General features: G+C 58.0%; 14 protein-coding genes. All 14 read right to left on the bottom strand.

Annotated elements, in window-relative coordinates; genetic code table 11:
• Window positions 1-2 precede the first annotated feature (2 nt).
• The 14 genes from rfbA to mtnA all read right to left on the bottom strand — a co-directional run bounded on the left by rfbA (window position 3) and on the right by mtnA (window position 16,818).
• A complete protein-coding gene (rfbA, locus tag ACOYXJ_RS17880) occupies window positions 3-893 on the bottom strand; it encodes a glucose-1-phosphate thymidylyltransferase RfbA (protein ID WP_027612427.1) in 891 nt (296 codons plus the stop codon).
• Window positions 890-1,783, bottom strand: coding sequence for a dTDP-4-dehydrorhamnose reductase (gene rfbD, locus ACOYXJ_RS17875; RefSeq protein ID WP_186613824.1), 894 nt, complete (start codon window positions 1,781-1,783; stop codon window positions 890-892). Before rfbD ends, rfbA begins: the two co-directional genes overlap by 4 nt.
• A complete protein-coding gene (rfbB, locus tag ACOYXJ_RS17870; protein WP_460370761.1) occupies window positions 1,780-2,856 on the bottom strand; it encodes a dTDP-glucose 4,6-dehydratase in 1,077 nt (358 codons plus the stop codon). Before rfbB ends, rfbD begins: the two co-directional genes overlap by 4 nt.
• A 222-nt stretch (window positions 2,857-3,078) precedes the next feature.
• Window positions 3,079-3,318: a lipopolysaccharide assembly protein LapA domain-containing protein gene (locus ACOYXJ_RS17865; protein WP_102899977.1), complete on the bottom strand. Its 240-nt coding sequence runs from the start codon at window positions 3,316-3,318 to the stop codon at window positions 3,079-3,081.
• A gap of 27 nt (window positions 3,319-3,345) precedes the next feature.
• Complete coding sequence (gene ihfB / locus ACOYXJ_RS17860) at window positions 3,346-3,642, bottom strand: integration host factor subunit beta (protein ID WP_003189779.1); 297 nt, start codon at window positions 3,640-3,642, stop codon at window positions 3,346-3,348.
• Between the two features lie 152 nt (window positions 3,643-3,794).
• Complete coding sequence (locus tag ACOYXJ_RS17855; RefSeq protein ID WP_007908433.1) at window positions 3,795-4,073, bottom strand: hypothetical protein; 279 nt, start codon at window positions 4,071-4,073, stop codon at window positions 3,795-3,797.
• Window positions 4,074-4,278: 205 nt separating this feature from the next.
• On the bottom strand, window positions 4,279-5,967 hold the full coding sequence (gene rpsA, locus ACOYXJ_RS17850; RefSeq protein ID WP_122609279.1) for a 30S ribosomal protein S1: 1,689 nt from the start codon (window positions 5,965-5,967) through the stop codon (window positions 4,279-4,281).
• Between the two features lie 119 nt (window positions 5,968-6,086).
• The gene (cmk, locus tag ACOYXJ_RS17845; RefSeq protein ID WP_064391442.1) at window positions 6,087-6,776 is read right to left on the bottom strand and encodes a (d)CMP kinase; all 690 of its coding nucleotides are present in this window, start codon (window positions 6,774-6,776) and stop codon (window positions 6,087-6,089) included.
• Window positions 6,773-8,980: a bifunctional prephenate dehydrogenase/3-phosphoshikimate 1-carboxyvinyltransferase gene (locus ACOYXJ_RS17840; protein ID WP_460370758.1), complete on the bottom strand. Its 2,208-nt coding sequence runs from the start codon at window positions 8,978-8,980 to the stop codon at window positions 6,773-6,775. Before ACOYXJ_RS17840 ends, cmk begins: the two co-directional genes overlap by 4 nt.
• Before the next feature lie 28 nt (window positions 8,981-9,008).
• A complete protein-coding gene (gene hisC, locus ACOYXJ_RS17835) occupies window positions 9,009-10,121 on the bottom strand; it encodes a histidinol-phosphate transaminase (protein WP_095120519.1) in 1,113 nt (370 codons plus the stop codon).
• Between the two features lie 13 nt (window positions 10,122-10,134).
• Complete coding sequence (gene pheA, locus ACOYXJ_RS17830) at window positions 10,135-11,229, bottom strand: prephenate dehydratase (RefSeq protein ID WP_102899981.1); 1,095 nt, start codon at window positions 11,227-11,229, stop codon at window positions 10,135-10,137.
• Window positions 11,229-12,314, bottom strand: coding sequence for a 3-phosphoserine/phosphohydroxythreonine transaminase (gene serC / locus ACOYXJ_RS17825; RefSeq protein WP_460370756.1), 1,086 nt, complete (start codon window positions 12,312-12,314; stop codon window positions 11,229-11,231). Before serC ends, pheA begins: the two co-directional genes overlap by 1 nt.
• Before the next feature lie 229 nt (window positions 12,315-12,543).
• Window positions 12,544-15,318, bottom strand: coding sequence for a DNA gyrase subunit A (gyrA, locus tag ACOYXJ_RS17820; RefSeq protein ID WP_134176368.1), 2,775 nt, complete (start codon window positions 15,316-15,318; stop codon window positions 12,544-12,546).
• Window positions 15,319-15,741: 423 nt separating this feature from the next.
• Complete coding sequence (gene mtnA, locus ACOYXJ_RS17815) at window positions 15,742-16,818, bottom strand: S-methyl-5-thioribose-1-phosphate isomerase (protein WP_150729923.1); 1,077 nt, start codon at window positions 16,816-16,818, stop codon at window positions 15,742-15,744.
• Window positions 16,819-16,926: the final 108 nt, after the last annotated feature.

Here is a 16,926-nt window from a genome sequence, read left to right as displayed (position 1 = left end):
TTTCAGCGATTAGTTGGCTCCAAGAGTTTCTGCAAGTACTGGCCATAACCAGTCTTCTTCAGCGCATCGGCTTGGGCACCGAGTTGCTCAGCAGTGATCCAGCCGTTGTGGTATGCGATCTCTTCCAGGCAAGCCACCTTGAGGCCCTGACGCTGTTCGATGGTGTGTACGAAGTGACTGGCCTCAAGCAGCGAATCGTGCGTGCCTGTATCGAGCCAGGCAAATCCACGACCGAGCATTTCAACACTCAGCGTCTTTCTTTCAAGGTACGCACGGTTGACGTCAGTAATTTCCAACTCACCACGCTCAGATGGCTTGATGCCCTTCGCGATCTCGACGACATCGTTATCGTAGAAGTACAGCCCGGTCACGGCGTAGTTGGATTTAGGCTTGAGCGGTTTCTCTTCAATACTCAGAGCACGGCCCGTTTCGTCGAATTCGACAACACCGAAACGCTCTGGATCAGACACGTGATAACCGAAGACAGTAGCGCCTGTTTGCTGAGTGCTCGCAGAACGCAAATTGTCCGAGAAGTGCTGCCCGTAAAAGATATTGTCACCAAGAATCAGGCAGCAAGGATCTTTGCCAATGAACTCTTCACCGATGATGAATGCCTGGGCCAGACCGTCGGGACTAGGTTGTTCTGCATAGGTCAGCTTGATCCCGTAAACGCTTCCATCACCTAGCAATTTGCGAAAACAAGGCAAATCTTCCGGCGTGGAGATGATCAGGATTTCGCGCATCCCCGCCAGCATCAACACGGACAGCGGATAGAAGATCATCGGTTTGTCGTAGATCGGCAGCATCTGCTTGGAAACGCCAAGGGTCAGCGGGTGCAGGCGTGTACCCGAACCACCAGCGAGGATGATGCCTTTACGATTTGTCGTGGTCATTTGTTCAGAACTTCCCTAAGCATTCGGTTCACACCACTTTGCCAATCCGGCAAGTGTAGATAAAATTTGGCACGTAACTTCTGGGTATCAAGACGTGAGTTCAGGGGCCGTTGCGCAGGAGTCGGGTAAGCAGTCGTGTCGATTGGATTGACGGCCGTTACTGCAAGTTTTTCCCCATTGGCCTGAGCGAATGCAATGACATGAGCCGCATACCCATGCCAAGACACTTCGCCGCTGGCCGCCAAGTGATAAACACCTGAAAGCTCCGGCTGCTGCAACGCCTGGCGAATGGCCAAAGCGCTTACATCCGCTATCAGATCAGCCCCTGTCGGAGCTCCGATCTGGTCCGCGATAACATTCAGCGTTTCCCGATCCTTTGCCAACCGCAACATCGTCTTGGCGAAGTTGTTGCCGCGCGCTGCGTAGACCCAACTGGTCCGGAAGATCAGATGCTTGCAGCCCGACGCAATGATCGCCTGCTCGCCTGCCAGCTTACTCGCACCGTACTGATTCACCGGGCCGACAGCATCCGTCTCCAGCCATGGAACGGAACCAGTACCATTGAAGACATAATCGGTTGAATAATGAACCAGCCAGGCATTCAGAGCAGCTGCCTCTTCGGCCAAGACCTGCATCGCCTGGCCGTTCACAATGAAGGCCAGCTCAGCTTCTGATTCTGCCTTGTCGACTGCGGTGTACGCAGCGGCGTTGACGATGACATCGGGCTTGATCTGTCGGATCGTCGCACGCACGGCGGCCAGATCGGCGAGATCACCACACAGCCCATCGGCAGTCTGGCGATCCAGCGCAATCAACTGGCCAAGCGGCTCGAGCGAGCGCTGCAGCTCCCAACCTACCTGACCGTTCTTACCCAGCAGAAGGATTTTCATGCCTTGTTCGAGCGATCCGCATAGTTCTGATCGATCCACTGCTGGTAGCTGCCGCTCTTCACGTGCTCAACCCACTCAGCGTTATTCAGATACCATTCGACAGTCTTGCGAATACCGGTCTCGAAAGTTTCTTCCGGCGTCCAACCCAGCTCACGCTGAATCTTGCTCGCATCGATTGCATAACGCACGTCATGACCTGGACGATCCTGAACATAAGTAACCAGGCTGGCATGAGGGCGGTGGGGCGAATCAGGACGCAACTCATCGAGCAACGCACACAGGGTATGCACCACTTCGATGTTTTGTTTCTCGTTATGACCACCGATATTGTAAGTCTCACCGATGACGCCTTCGGTCACGACTTTGTACAACGCGCGCGCGTGATCTTCGACATGCAACCAGTCACGAACCTGATTACCTTTGCCATACACCGGCAGAGGTTTGCCTTCCAGCGCATTGAGAATGATCAGCGGGATCAGCTTCTCAGGGAAATGGCACGGGCCGTAGTTGTTCGAACAGTTGGTTACCAGAGTCGGAAGACCATAGGTACGAGCCCAAGCGCGAACAAGGTGATCAGAGCTGGCCTTGCTGGCCGAGTATGGCGAGCTTGGCTGGTAAGGCGTGGTTTCGGTGAAGAGGTCTTCCGGACCTTCGAGGTCTCCGTAAACTTCGTCAGTCGAAATGTGGTGGAAGCGGAAATTGGCTTTACGCGCATCATCCAGCGCAGCCCAGTAGTGGCGGGCAGCTTCAAGCAGCGTGTACGTGCCGATGATATTGGTCTGGATGAACTCGGACGGACCGGAGATCGAGCGATCAACGTGGGATTCAGCGGCCAGATGCATGATTGCATCTGGCTGGTGCTCGCGCAGGACACGGTCGATCTGATCACGATCACAGATATCGACTCGTTCAAATGCGTAGCGCGAATTCTGGCTGACTTCTGCCAAGGACTCCAGATTGCCGGCGTAAGTCAGTTTATCGACGTTAACGACAGCATCGGACGTGTTGGAAATGATGTGACGGATGACTGCCGAGCCAATAAAGCCGGCGCCGCCGGTAACTAGAATTTTCACGCGAACGATACCCTTGAGCTGCGGACAGCGCTGCCGATGAGCGCTGTCTAATCCATGAATGCAGAAGCCACTCGCAGTTGGCATCTGTCAGAGTCAGTCTGAATCGACATGCAATAAGGCAAGATCGAACAAGGGACGCATTTTACAGCTTAATGATGGTTTTACTAATGGATAAAGACAGGCAGAGGCGCAATTTCGACAGACGCCCCGCCCCTTGCCGCTTCAGACCAGTCGCTTGCGCGCAGCTCTGGACGAGCGTCCCAAAAACCAGCCCAGCACTGGACCAATCAACATGCCAATGAGCAACGCCAATACAACGACCAGCGAAACCGGCAACTGCGGCCCAGACAAACCTAGAAACAATAAAGACACCGATTGCTGATTCTCCAGCACAAACGCCAGAATCGCCAAGACCAGTAAAAGAATGAATACACCAAGAAAAATGCGCTTAAGGTTACGCATGAGTAACCCCTTGAGAGATAGCGACTGTCAAACCCCCTCCTCCTCTTCTTCGTTCACGCGATCACGCAACTCCTTGCCCGGCTTGAAGTGCGGAACGAATTTACCGTCCAGACTGACCGATTGACCGGTCTTGGGATTACGACCAACGCGCGGTGCACGGTAGTGCAGAGAGAAACTGCCAAACCCACGGATCTCGATACGATCACCGGTAGCTAGACATTGGGACATTTGTTCAAGCATGGTCTTGATGGCCAACTCCACATCCTTGGATGAGAGCAGCCCTTGATGGGTGACAATTCGTTCGATCAACTCCGACTTCGTCATATTTTTCCCTTCTTTTTCAAGCAGCTAGATCAGCGCTTGAAAGGTTTTAGCACGCCCGGAAGATTTTGAACAGCCCAGGGATTGACATATCTTCCACCGCGTCGAAACGCCCGTTTTCAGGGCATCACAGCAACAAACAGGGCACAGCATGCTTAACGGCATATCACCAGCATGGTTCGCGTCACGTAGCCCGCCGGGTTGAAGCCAAAAGGAAACTCATCTTCATCCTTGGCATCATCTGATCTCGTGATCACTTTGTAGCCCGCGCCCTTGCACTCCTTCGCCGCGCGCTTCTGGCATTTCTCCCAGCCAGAGCCCAACCCAGAGCAGTCGACCTCTATACCACTGACACCACGCACGGCATGAGTCTTGGCACTGGTCGTACAGCCAGCCAGAACCAGTACAGCCATGAGGACAATAAACTTGTTCATCCACTTCCTTATGCCAGGCAACTGCCCGACGACTACACACTTAAGACCAAGCTTAGTCGTGAATAGGCGATTGATCCTATTAAAGAAACAGACCGCCCTGAAGCGGGATTGGTTTCACTAAAACCCTCATGCATGACTCGAAACACTAAATCGCGGGCACAAAAAAGGGCGACCGAAGTCGCCCTTTTTATTGCCCAATCAGAACTTAGTTCTGTTTGGCCGCCATTGCCTGGCGCAGCAGGCCAGCCATGGTGGTGTCAGCTGCTTCACCTTCCGGAGCCGATTTCAGGCTCTGGATAGCTTCTTTCTCTTCAGCATCATCTTTCGACTTGATGGAGAGTTGGATCACGCGGCTCTTGCGATCAACGCTGATGATCTTGGCTTCTACTTCCTGGCCTTCTTTCAGAACGTTGCGCGCGTCTTCAACGCGGTCACGGCTGATTTCGGATGCTTTCAGAGTCGCTTCGATATCGTCGGCCAGAACGATGATGGCGCCTTTGGCGTCAACTTCTTTCACGGTGCCAGTAACGATTGCGCCTTTGTCGTTAACCGAGACGTACTCGGAGAACGGATCGCTTTCCAGTTGCTTGATACCCAGGGAGATACGCTCGCGCTCTGGGTCAACCGACAGGATAACGGTGTCCAGCTCGTCGCCCTTCTTGAAACGACGTACGGCTTCTTCGCCCACTTCGTTCCAGGAGATGTCGGACAGGTGAACCAGACCGTCGATGCCGCCGTCCAGACCAATGAAGATACCGAAATCGGTGATCGACTTGATGGTGCCGGAGATTTTATCGCCCTTGTTGAACTGGCCAGAGAAATCTTCCCATGGGTTAGATTTGCACTGCTTGATGCCCAGGGAGATACGACGACGCTCTTCGTCGATGTCCAGAACCATAACTTCCACTTCGTCGCCGACTTGTACGACTTTCGAAGGGTGGATGTTCTTGTTGGTCCAGTCCATTTCCGAAACGTGTACCAGACCTTCAACGCCTTCTTCCAGCTCAGCGAAGCAGCCGTAGTCGGTCAGGTTGGTTACACGGGCGGTAACGCGAGTGCTTTCTGGGTAACGGGCTTTGATAGCAACCCATGGATCTTCGCCCAGTTGCTTCAGGCCCAGGGAAACACGGTTGCGTTCGCGATCGTATTTCAGAACCTTAACGTCGATTTCGTCACCAACGTTGACGATCTCGGAAGGATGCTTGATGCGCTTCCAGGCCATGTCGGTGATGTGCAGCAGGCCGTCCACGCCACCCAGATCGACGAATGCGCCGTAATCGGTGAGGTTTTTGACGATACCTTTGACTTGCTGGCCTTCCTGCAGGGATTCCAGCAGAGCTTCACGCTCGGCGGAGTTCTCGGCTTCCAGGACGCTGCGACGGGAAACGACAACGTTGTTGCGCTTCTGGTCCAGCTTGATGACCTTGAATTCCAGCTCTTTGCCTTCCAGGTGCGTGGTGTCGCGCACTGGACGGACGTCAACCAGGGAACCTGGCAGGAACGCACGGATGCCGTTAACGTCGACAGTGAAGCCGCCTTTAACCTTACCGTTGATAACGCCCTTGACCACTTCCTCAGCTGCGAAGGCCGCTTCCAGAACGATCCAGCACTCAGCGCGCTTGGCTTTTTCACGGGACAGCTTGGTTTCACCGAAACCGTCTTCAACCGAATCCAGAGCAACGTGAACTTCGTCACCGACATTGATAGTCAGATCGCCAGCGTCGTTGTAGAACTGCTCAAGCGGGATGAGTGCTTCAGACTTCAGGCCAGCGTGAACGGTTACCCAGCGAGCTTGGTAATCGATATCAACGATAACACCGGTGATGATGGAGCCTGCCTGAAGGTTCAGGGTTTTTAGGCTTTCTTCAAAGAGTTCCGCAAAGCTTTCGCTCATTTTAATTCCTGTAAATGAGGGCGAAGGATACGCCCATCTCCACACCCCAGACGGTGTGGGTTAGTTTCATATAGAAGAAGCGCCGCAGGACTATGACTGGTCCCCTGTGGCCTTCTTGGTCACCCGGCGATATCGCGAATGGCGATCTCGCTCATGATGCGTTCAAGCACCTGATCGATGGACAACTCCGTGGAATCCAGCTGTATGGCGTCAGCCGCCGGCTTAAGCGGGGCTACCGCTCGCTGGGTGTCACGCTCGTCGCGTGCACGGATCTCATCTAGCAGACTCGACAGACTAACACCCTCGACTTTGCCCTTCAACTGCAAATATCGACGGCGCGCCCGCTCCTCGGCACTGGCGGTCAGGAAAATCTTCAATGGCGCATCGGGAAAAACCACCGTACCCATATCGCGGCCGTCGGCCACCAGGCCCGGCGCTTCCTGGAAAGCACGCTGACGCTGCAGCAGCGCCTCGCGTACGGCGGGCAATGCAGCCACTTGCGAAGCGCCGGAACCGACGCTTTCGGTGCGAATGACATCGCTGACTTCGTCACCTTCCAGGATGATCCGTTGCAGCTGACCTTCGGTCGCGGCAATGAACTGAACATCCAGATGAGCGGCGAGTTTCTTCAGCAGCTCTTCATTGGTCAGGTCGACACCATGATTGTGCGCAGCAAACGCCAGCAGGCGATAAAGCGCACCGGAATCCAGCAGATTCCAGCCCAGACGCTTGGCCAGAATCCCGGCGACCGTGCCCTTGCCCGAGCCGCTTGGCCCATCAATGGTGATGACCGGTGCAATGTTTTTCACGACTGAGCCTCTTGTGCCACACGAATACCGACCTGCCCGCACAGCGCGAGGAAGTTGGGGAACGACGTCGCGACGTTGGCGCAATCATGGATGCGGATCGGTGCAGTGGCGCGCAACGAGGCAACGCTGAACGCCATCGCAATACGGTGATCGCCGTGACCATGCACTTCGCCGCCGCCGATCTGGCCGCCATCGATGATAATGCCGTCTGGGGTTGGCTGGCATTTCACGCCCAGCGCCAACAGACCGTCCGCCATCACCTGGATACGATCCGATTCCTTGACCCGCAGCTCTTCAGCGCCAGTCAGCACGGTACGACCTTCGGCGCAGGCAGCCGCCACGAACAGCACCGGGAATTCGTCGATGGCCAGCGGAACCAGCTCTTCGGGAATCTCGATACCTTTGAGTTTAGCTGCCCGCACGCGCAGGTCAGCCACCGGCTCGCCACCCACTTCACGCTGGTTTTCCAGGGTGATGTCAGCACCCATCAGGCGCAGGATGTCGATCACGCCGGTACGAGTCGGGTTGATGCCGACGTGCTCGAGCACCAGCTCCGAACCCTCGGCGATCGAGGCCGCTACAAGGAAGAATGCCGACGACGAGATGTCGCCCGGCACTTCGATGTGAGTGGCAGTCAGCTTACCGCCCGACTCAACCGATGCCGTGGCACCTTCAACGCTGACCGGATAACCGAAACCACGCAGCATGCGCTCGGTATGGTCGCGAGTCGGAGCCGGCTCGGTCACGGTGGTCTTGCCTTCAGCGTACAGACCGGCGAGCAGCAGGCAGGACTTCACCTGGGCACTGGCCATCGGCATGGTGTAGGTCAGACCCTTGAGCTTGTGCCCACCACGAATGGTCATCGGTGGACGACCTTCAGCAGCGGTTTCGATCACAGCACCCATCTCACGCAGTGGATTGGCCACGCGATTCATCGGGCGCTTGGACAGCGACGCATCGCCGGTCAGCGTGCTGTCGAAGTTCTGCGCAGCCAACAGGCCGGACAGCAGGCGCATCGAGGTACCGGAGTTGCCCAGATAGATCGGGCCCGGCGCCGGTTTCAGACCGTGCAGGCCGACACCGTGGATGGTCACGCGGCCGTGGTGCGGGCCTTCAATGACCACGCCCATGTCGCGGAATGCCTGCAAGGTCGCCAGAGCGTCTTCGCCCTCAAGGAAGCCTTCGACTTCGGTGACGCCTTCGGCCAGCGAGCCGAGCATGATCGAGCGGTGGGAAATGGATTTGTCACCCGGTACGCGAATACGACCGGACAGGCGGCCACCAGGTTGAGCCAGGAAGATCAGATCGTTGGAATTCATAGCGTCCACATAGGCCCTGCGGGCCAGGATTTTACTGAAATGCTCGCGGGCAACCCGGGCGCGCGTGAAAACGCCCAACAATTGGTGCCCATCCCCTGCATCGACCGCGTCGCGCAAGGCGTCGAGGTCGCTGCGAAATGTATCGAGTGTGCGCAGGACGGCCTCGCGGTTGGCGAGGAAGATGTCGTGCCACATCACCGGGTCGCTTCCGGCGATTCTTGTGAAATCGCGGAAACCGCCCGCAGCGTAACGGAAGATCTCAAGATTTTCATTGCGCTTGGCCAACGAATCGACCAGACCAAAGGCCAGCAGGTGCGGTAGATGACTGGTCGCGGCCAGCACCTCATCGTGACGCTCGACCTGCATGTGCTCGACGTCGGCGCCCAATTCACGCCAAAGACGATCGACCACCGCCAACGCCGCCGGATCGGTTTGCTCGAGCGGCGTGAGAATCACCTTGTGACGACGGAACAGCTCGGCATTGGAGGCTTCCACCCCGCTCTGCTCGGAACCGGCAATCGGATGCCCCGGCACGAAACGCGCCGGCATACCACCGAACGCTTCGGTTGCCGCGCGCACCACATTGCCTTTGGCGCTACCGACGTCGGTGAGAATCGCCGAACCCAGATCCATGTTCGCCAACCGCGCGAGTACTTTTTCCATGGCCAGAATCGGCACCGCCAACTGGATCACGTCAGCGCCCTGACAGGCTACTGCCAAGTCACCCTCACAGCGATCAACCACGCCCAACTCGACCGCCAGCTTGCGCGATTGCGGATCGAGATCGACCCCAACCACTTCGCGGCAAACGCCGCTTTCACGCAAGCCTTTGGCAAACGAACCACCGATCAACCCCAGACCGACCACCACAAGGCGACCGATCATAGGTGCAGCAGATTGCAGTGCAGTGACATCACCCACGAGCCAGAACCTTGCGCAGCGCTTCAAGGAAGCGGCTGTTTTCCGCCGGCAGACCGATGGTCACCCGCAGGTGGTTCGGCATGCCGTAGTTGGCCACCGGACGCACGATCACTCCTTCGCGCAGCAAGCCCTGAAACACCGGGGCTGCGACTTGAGCGAGATCGACGCAGATGAAGTTGCCTTTGGATTCGATCCAGCTCAGCCCCAACTCACGGAAGCCGGCCTGCAACTGCTGCATGCCCGACTCGTTGAGCTGGCGGCTTTGCGCCAGATATTCCTCATCCTTCAGCGCCGCACAGGCTGCCGCGAGGGCGAGACTGTTAACGTTGAATGGCTGGCGAACACGGTTCAGTACATCAGCCACAACCGGGGTCGACAGACCGTAGCCAACACGCAATGCCGCCAGACCATAGGCCTTGGAGAACGTGCGCGACACCAGCAGATTCGGGTAAGCGGCAAGGAAATCCAGACCGTCCGGCAGATCGCTGCCTTCGGCGTATTCGATGTACGCCTCGTCGAGCACCACCAGCACATGCTCCGGAACATCCTGCAGGAATTCGTCCAGCGCTTCAGCGCCGAACCAGGTCCCGGTCGGGTTGTTCGGGTTGGCGATAAACACCACGCGGGTGTTGGCATCGATAGCGGCGAGCATTGCTGGCAGGTCATGCCCCCAATCCTTGGCCGGTACCACTTTGGCCTGAGCACCGACCGCTTGAGTCGCAATCGGATACACCGCGAACGCGTGCTCACTGAACACAGCGTTCAGGCCCGGCGCCAGATAGGCACGCGCAACCAGCTCAAGAATGTCGTTGGAACCGTTGCCCAGCGTGACCTGATTCAGCTCGACGCGGCATTGCTCGGCCAGCAGGGATTTCAGCGCGAAACCGTTGCCGTCCGGGTAACGCGTCAACTCGGCCAGCTCTTCGCGGATCGCCGCCAAGGCTTTCGGACTGGCACCCAGCGGGTTTTCGTTGCTCGCCAGTTTGACGATTTTTGCCGGATCCAGGTCCAGCTCGCGCGCCAGTTCGTCCACAGGCTTGCCCGGAACGTACGGCGAAAGTTGTTGCACGCCCGGCTGTGCCAGAGCGAGGAAGTTGCCACTCATTTGCTACCGCCCCTTAGAGAACTGCTTTCGGGTAGGAACCCAGCACTTTGAGTGCTACTGCTTCCTGACTGATCTTTTCCAATACACCTTTGATCAACGGATCACGGTGATGGCCGACGAAGTCGATGAAGAACACGTAAGTCCATTTGCCGCTGCGCGACGGACGCGTTTCGATACGGGTCAGGTCGATCCCGTTGTCGTGGAACGGCACCAGCAACTCATGGAGCGCGCCGGGCTTGTTGCTCATCGACACGATGATCGAAGTCTTGTCGTCGCCGGTCGGCGGCACTTCCTGGTTACCGATCATCAGGAAGCGCGTCGAGTTGTCAGGACGGTCTTCGATCTTCTCGGCCAGACGGGTCAGGCCATACAGCCCTGCCGCCATGTCGCCGGCAATCGCCGCCGAGTTCCACTCGCCTTTAACCCGCTTTGCCGCTTCAGCATTACTGGAAACCGCGACGCGCTCGACATTCGGGTAATGCGCATCCAGCCACTTGCGGCACTGGGCCAGCGACTGCGCGTGGGAATAGATGCGGCTGATGCTGTCGGTCTTGGTACTTTCACCGACCAACAAGTGATGGTGAATACGCAGCTCGACTTCGCCACAGATGACCATGTCGTGCTCAAGGAAGCTGTCCAGCGTGTGGTTGACCGCGCCCTCGGTGGAGTTTTCCACCGGGACCACGCCAAAATTCACCGCACCGGCTGCCACTTCACGGAACACTTCGTCGATCGCCGCCATTGGCTTGCTGATCACCGCGTGACCGAAATGCTTCATGGCCGCCGCTTGGGTGAAGGTGCCCTCAGGGCCGAGGTAAGCCACTTTCAGCGGCTGCTCCAGCGCCAGGCACGACGACATGATTTCGCGGAACAACCGCGCCATCTCTTCGTTGCCCAACGGCCCCTGATTGCGCTCCATCACCCGTTTGAGCACCTGAGCTTCACGCTCGGGACGATAGAACACCGGCACTTCGCCTTCGGCCAGCGAGGCCATCTTTACTCGCGCGACTTCCTGGGCGCAACGCGCACGCTCACTGATCAGCTCCATGACCTTAGTGTCCAGAGCATCGATGCGAACGCGCAGTGCCTTGAGTTCTTGCTCGGACATCAGCCGTGCTCCTTCTCGAATTCAGCCATGTACGCCACCAGCGCGTTGACCGCAGTGATGTCGACGGCGTTATAGATGGAGGCGCGCATGCCGCCCACGGAGCGGTGGCCCTTGAGGTTGAGCAGACCGCGCTCTTCGGCACCGGCGAGGAACGGTTTGTCCAGACGGTCATCAGCCAGACGGAACGGCACGTTCATCCACGAGCGGTCCGACTTGTTGATCGGGTTGCTGTAGAGGCCGCTGGCGTCGATGAAGTCATACAGCGTGCGCTGCTTGACGTCATTGAGTTTAGCGATCGCGTCAACGCCGCCCTGCTCTTTCAGCCACTGGAACACCAGACCGGACAGGTACCAGGCCAGAGTCGGCGGGGTGTTGTACATCGAGCCGTTATCCGCCGCGACTTTGTAGTCGAGCATGGTCGGGCACAGCGCACGCGCCTTGCCGAGCAGGTCTTCGCGGATGATGTTGACGACGATACCGCTCGGGCCGATGTTTTTCTGCGCGCCGGCGTAGATCATGCCGAAACGCGAGATGTCGACCGGACGCGAGAGGATGTCCGAAGACATGTCAGCTACCAGCGGCACATCACCGACTTCCGGAATCCACTGGAATTCCAGACCACCGATGGTTTCGTTCGGTGCGTAGTGAACGTAAGCGGCGTCTTTCGACAGGTTCCACTCGTTCTGGCCCGGGATGGCGAAATAGTCGTAAGGCTTGGCGGTAGCGGCAACGTTGACGTGACCGTAGCGCGAGGCTTCTTCGATGGCTTTCTGCGACCAGATACCGGTGTCGATATAGTCGGCCGAGCCGTTTTCCGGCAACAGGTTCAGCGGGATCTGCGCGAACTGCTGGCTGGCGCCACCTTGCAGAAACAGCACTTTATAGTTCGACGGGATATTCAGCAGGTCACGCAGATCCTGCTCGGCCTGGGTGGCGATGGACACGAACTCATCGCTGCGATGGCTCATTTCCATGACCGACAGACCCTTGCCGTGCCAATCAAGGAGTTCACCCTGGGCACGCTGCAGGACAGCTTCAGGAAGCGCCGCAGGACCGGCGCAGAAGTTATAGGCTCGCTTGCTCACATCCAATCTCGCTCTGATTTGGTGGTCACTTAAATCTATTGGTCTGCGGATGATCGTTCCCACGCTCTGCGTGGGAATGCATCGGATGACGCTCTGCGTCATGGGACGCGGAGCGTCCCGAGCGGCATTCCCACGCAGAGCGTGGGAACGATCCTGTGCAGTGTCGCAAATTTTCAAACAGGACAAATAACAAGGGGGCGAATTCTCATCCGCCCCCTTGTTTGTCCGCTTATTCTTGCGGTTCTTCGTCTGCTGCGGCGTCGAGTTGCTGGTCTTCACCGGCATCGTCGTTTACGACAGTGCCTTCGAATTCCTCGCCCTCTTCACCCTCGAGCTCTTCCCCTTCGACTTCCGAAGGCTCCTGAACCCGCTCCAGTCCGACCAGGGTTTCATCCTTGGCCAGCTTGATCAGCGTCACGCCCTGAGTGTTACGGCCCAGGCTCGACACTTCGTCGACACGGGTACGCACCAGAGTGCCCTGATCGGAGATCAGCATGATTTCTTCGCCATCCTGCACCTGAACCGCGCCGACCAGACGGCCATTACGCTCGTTGCTGACCATGGCGATTACGCCCTGACCGCCACGCTTGTATTCAGGGAACTCGGTAATCGCCGTGCGCTTGCCATAGCCGCGCTCGGACGCCGTCAGGATTTCGCTGCCTTCTTCCGGAATCAGCATGGAGATCAACTTCTGCCCTTCCGGCAGACGCATACCACGCACACCGCGGGCGGTACGGCCCATGGCGCGAACTTCGGATTCCTTGAAGCGAGTCACTTTGCCGCCGTCGGAGAACAGCATGATTTCCTGCTCGCCATCGGTGATGGCGGCGGAGATCAGGATGTCGCCTTCGTCCAGCTCCAGCGCGATCAGACCGACGCTGCGCTGACGACTGAAGGCCACCAACGGGGTCTTCTTGACGGTACCGTTGGCGGTCGACATGAAGATGAACGGTGCTTTCTTGCGGTCGGCAGCCTTGATGCGAGCGCGACGCTCTTCATCAGTCTCGTTGCTGTTTTCGATCTCTTCTACATCAGCTTCAGCGCCTTCGGCTTCTTCTTCATCAGCCTGACGCTTCATGGCTTCGAGATCGACCGGCAGCATGGTGGTGATGTACTCGCCTTCGCTCAATGGCAGAAGGTTGACCAGCGGACGACCACGGGCGGCGCGGGAGGCTTCCGGAATCTCGTAGGTCTTGAGCCAGTACACCTTGCCTTTGCTGGAGAACAGCAGCAGCGTGGTGTGACTGTTGGCAACCAGCAGGTGAGCAATGTAGTCCTCATCCTTGACGCCGGTCGCCGATTTGCCTTTACCGCCACGACGCTGAGCCTGGTACGCAGCCAGCGGCTGGGTCTTGGCGTAGCCACCGTGGGAGATGGTCACGACGCGTTCTTCTTCCGGGATCATGTCACCCAGGGTCAGGTCGAGACGGGCATCGAGAATTTCGGTGCGACGCACGTCGCCGTATTCGGCGCGGATCACTTCCAGCTCTTCGCGGATCACTTCCATCAGGCGCACAGCGCTGTTGAGGATGCGGATCAGCTCGCCGATCTGGTTGAGGATCTCTTGATACTCAGCCAGCAGTTTTTCGTGTTCCAGACCGGTCAGACGGTGCAGACGCAGTTCCAGAATGGCTTGCGCCTGTTCTGGCGACAGGAAGTACTTGCCTTCGCGCAGACCGTATTGCGGGTCGAGGTTTTCCGGACGGCACGAATCGGCACCGGCACGCTCAACCATCGCCACCACTGCCGAGGATTCCCACGGCGTGCTGACCAGCGCTTCTTTGGCTTCCGAAGGGGTCGGCGAGGCTTTGATCAGGGCGATGACCGGGTCGATGTTCGACAGGGCAACGGCCTGGCCTTCGAGGATGTGACCACGCTCGCGCGCCTTGCGCAGCTCGAACACGGTGCGACGGGTAACGACTTCGCGACGGTGACGGACGAAGGCTTCCAGCAGATCCTTGAGGTTGAGGATGCGTGGGCGGCCGTCGATCAGCGCAACGATGTTGATGCCGAATACCGATTGCAGCTGGGTCTGGGCGTAGAGGTTGTTGAGGATCACCTCAGGCACTTCGCCGCGACGCAGTTCGATCACGACGCGCATACCGTCCTTGTCGGACTCGTCGCGCAGTTCGGTGATGCCTTCCAGCTTCTTCTCTTTGACCAGCTCGGCGATCTTCTCGATCAGACGCGCCTTGTTCAGCTGGTAAGGGAGTTCGGTGATGACGATCTGCTGACGGCCACCGACCTTGTCGATGTCTTCAATGATCGAGCGGGCACGCATGTAAATACGCCCGCGGCCGGTGCGGTAGGCTTCGATGATGCCGGCGCGACCATTGATGATCGCGGCGGTCGGGAAGTCCGGACCGGGGATGTATTGCATCAGTTCATCGACGGTCAGCTCAGGGTTGTCGATGAGCGCCAGGCAACCGTCGATGACTTCACCGAGGTTGTGCGGCGGAATGTTGGTCGCCATGCCCACGGCGATACCGCTGGAGCCGTTGACCAGCAGGTTGGGGATACGGGTCGGCATGACCGCCGGGATCATTTCGGTGCCGTCGTAGTTCGGCACCCAGTCCACGGTTTCCTTGTGCAGGTCAGCCAGCAGTTCGTGCGCCAGTTTGGTCATGCGCACTTCGGTGTATCGCATGGCCGCAGCGTTGTCGCCGTCGACCGAACCGAAGTTGCCCTGACCGTCTACCAGCAGGTAGCGCAGGGAGAAAGGCTGAGCCATACGAACGATGGTGTCGTACACGGCAGTGTCACCGTGCGGGTGATACTTACCGATCACGTCGCCGACAACACGGGCAGATTTCTTGTACGGCTTGTTGAAGTCGTTGCCCAGCTCGCTCATCGCAAACAGTACGCGACGGTGCACGGGCTTGAGGCCATCGCGCGCATCCGGCAGTGCACGGCCGACGATCACGCTCATCGCGTAGTCGAGGTAGGACTGTTTCAGCTCGTCTTCGATATTGACCGGGAGGATTTCTTTGGCCAGTTCGCCCATGAGAAGCCTGATTCCTTTTTCTGGTGAAACTTCGTCATATCCATGTGGGAGCAACGAAGCTCGTCGGGGCCGGCCGAGTGCCATGCGCCGACTTACGACAAATCAACATTGGATCGCGGATTTGCGCAGTAAAGACAGCTCCGTGGAGCTGCCTCGGAAAACGCCGGATGTTATCACAAAGGCCGCCACGCACCTATCCCCCTGATGCGCATGGAGCATAGTTAGTTGACCGGTGACAGGCTTAACGGGGACGAGAGAGGCTCAGAGCTTCTTTGAATGCAGAAATGGGGTTCGGTTTAGCGATGTTTATTGACTTTTAGGGCCCTTTCGCGAGCAGGCTCGCTCCCACATTGCTTCGTGGCGATCACAAAACCTGTGGGAGCGAGCCTGCTCGCGAAGAGGACAACGCAGACATCAAGCCAATCAGTGCAGGCGTTTGCGGCACATCAACTGGGCCATTTTCGCGGTATCCGGACGCTCGACGATGCCTTTTTCGGTGACGATCGCGTCGATGAGATCCGCCGGCGTCACGTCAAATACCGGATTGAACGCTTCAACATCCGCACCGACACGCTTGCCGCCGACCTCCAGCAACTCGGCGCCGTCACGCTCCTCAATCGGAATGTCGTCGCCGCTGGCCAGGTTCATGTCGATGGTCGAACTCGGCGCCACCACCATGAAACGCACGCCGTGGTGCATGGCGTTGACCGCCAGTTGATAGGTGCCGATCTTGTTCGCCACATCACCGTTAGCCGTGATGCGGTCGGCGCCGACGATCACCCAGGTCACGCCTTTGGTTTTCATGATGTGCGCAGCAGCGGAGTCAGCATTCAAAGTGACCGGAATGCCTTCGTTGGCCAGCTCCCACGCAGTCAGGCGCGAGCCTTGCAACCATGGGCGGGTCTCGTCCGCATAAACGCGCTCGACCATGCCTTCAATAAAGGCTGCACGAATCACTCCCAACGCCGTACCGAAACCACCGGTAGCCAGCGCGCCGGTATTGCAGTGGGTCAGAATCGCCTGGGCGTTGCCCTGATGTTTGCGGATCAGGTCGACGCCGAGCTGCGCCATGGTCAGGTTGGCTTCGCGGTCGCTTTCATGAATGGCGATGGCTTCGGCCTCCAGTGCCATCAGCGGATCGGCGTTTTCTTTCAAGCGATCGAGGCGATCGTGCATGCGACCCAGGGCCCAGAACAGATTGACCGCTGTCGGACGAGAATCCGCCAGCAAGGCGAAATCCTCTTCCAGCGCCGCGTACCAATCGCCACCTTCAGCGATCCGCGCACGCGCCGCGAGGACGATGCCATAGGCCGCACTGATGCCGATAGCCGGCGCGCCACGCACCACCATCGAGCGAATTGCCTCGGCCACGCCGGCGGCGCTGGTGTAGGCAATCCAGGTTTCTTCGAACGGCAAAATACGCTGATCCAGCAGGTGCAGCGCGCCATCTCGCCAATCGATGGCCTTTACTTTCTCCGCAGCCAACAGTCGATCGCGCATCCCACACCCCGCACTCATGAACAAAAGCCGCCGATTATAGCGATCCCCCCGCGAAGACGCTCGGGTATACTTCGCCATCCTTTACAAAAGCACTGGAACCGACCCTCG

The sequence above is a fragment of the Pseudomonas sp. Tul2A7 genome (assembly GCF_054790505.1).
This window is presented reverse-complemented; position numbering and strand designations above follow the sequence as displayed.

What these genes read in the sequence shown, in the direction of transcription:
- ihfB (WP_003189779.1), bottom strand. Translation starts at nt 3,642, where the DNA reads ATGACGAAGTCGGAGTTGATCGAACGAATTGTCACCCATCAAGGGCTG.
- rpsA (WP_122609279.1), bottom strand. Translation starts at nt 5,967, where the DNA reads ATGAGCGAAAGCTTTGCGGAACTCTTTGAAGAAAGCCTAAAAACCCTG.
- ACOYXJ_RS17865 (WP_102899977.1), bottom strand. Translation starts at nt 3,318, where the DNA reads ATGCGTAACCTTAAGCGCATTTTTCTTGGTGTATTCATTCTTTTACTG.
- mtnA (WP_150729923.1), bottom strand. Translation starts at nt 16,818, where the DNA reads ATGCGCGATCGACTGTTGGCTGCGGAGAAAGTAAAGGCCATCGATTGG.
- ACOYXJ_RS17840 (WP_460370758.1), bottom strand. Translation starts at nt 8,980, where the DNA reads ATGATCGGTCGCCTTGTGGTGGTCGGTCTGGGGTTGATCGGTGGTTCG.
- ACOYXJ_RS17855 (WP_007908433.1), bottom strand. Translation starts at nt 4,073, where the DNA reads ATGAACAAGTTTATTGTCCTCATGGCTGTACTGGTTCTGGCTGGCTGT.
- rfbD (WP_186613824.1), bottom strand. Translation starts at nt 1,783, where the DNA reads ATGAAAATCCTTCTGCTGGGTAAGAACGGTCAGGTAGGTTGGGAGCTG.
- pheA (WP_102899981.1), bottom strand. Translation starts at nt 11,229, where the DNA reads ATGTCCGAGCAAGAACTCAAGGCACTGCGCGTTCGCATCGATGCTCTG.
- gyrA (WP_134176368.1), bottom strand. Translation starts at nt 15,318, where the DNA reads ATGGGCGAACTGGCCAAAGAAATCCTCCCGGTCAATATCGAAGACGAG.
- rfbA (WP_027612427.1), bottom strand. Translation starts at nt 893, where the DNA reads ATGACCACGACAAATCGTAAAGGCATCATCCTCGCTGGTGGTTCGGGT.
- hisC (WP_095120519.1), bottom strand. Translation starts at nt 10,121, where the DNA reads ATGAGTGGCAACTTCCTCGCTCTGGCACAGCCGGGCGTGCAACAACTT.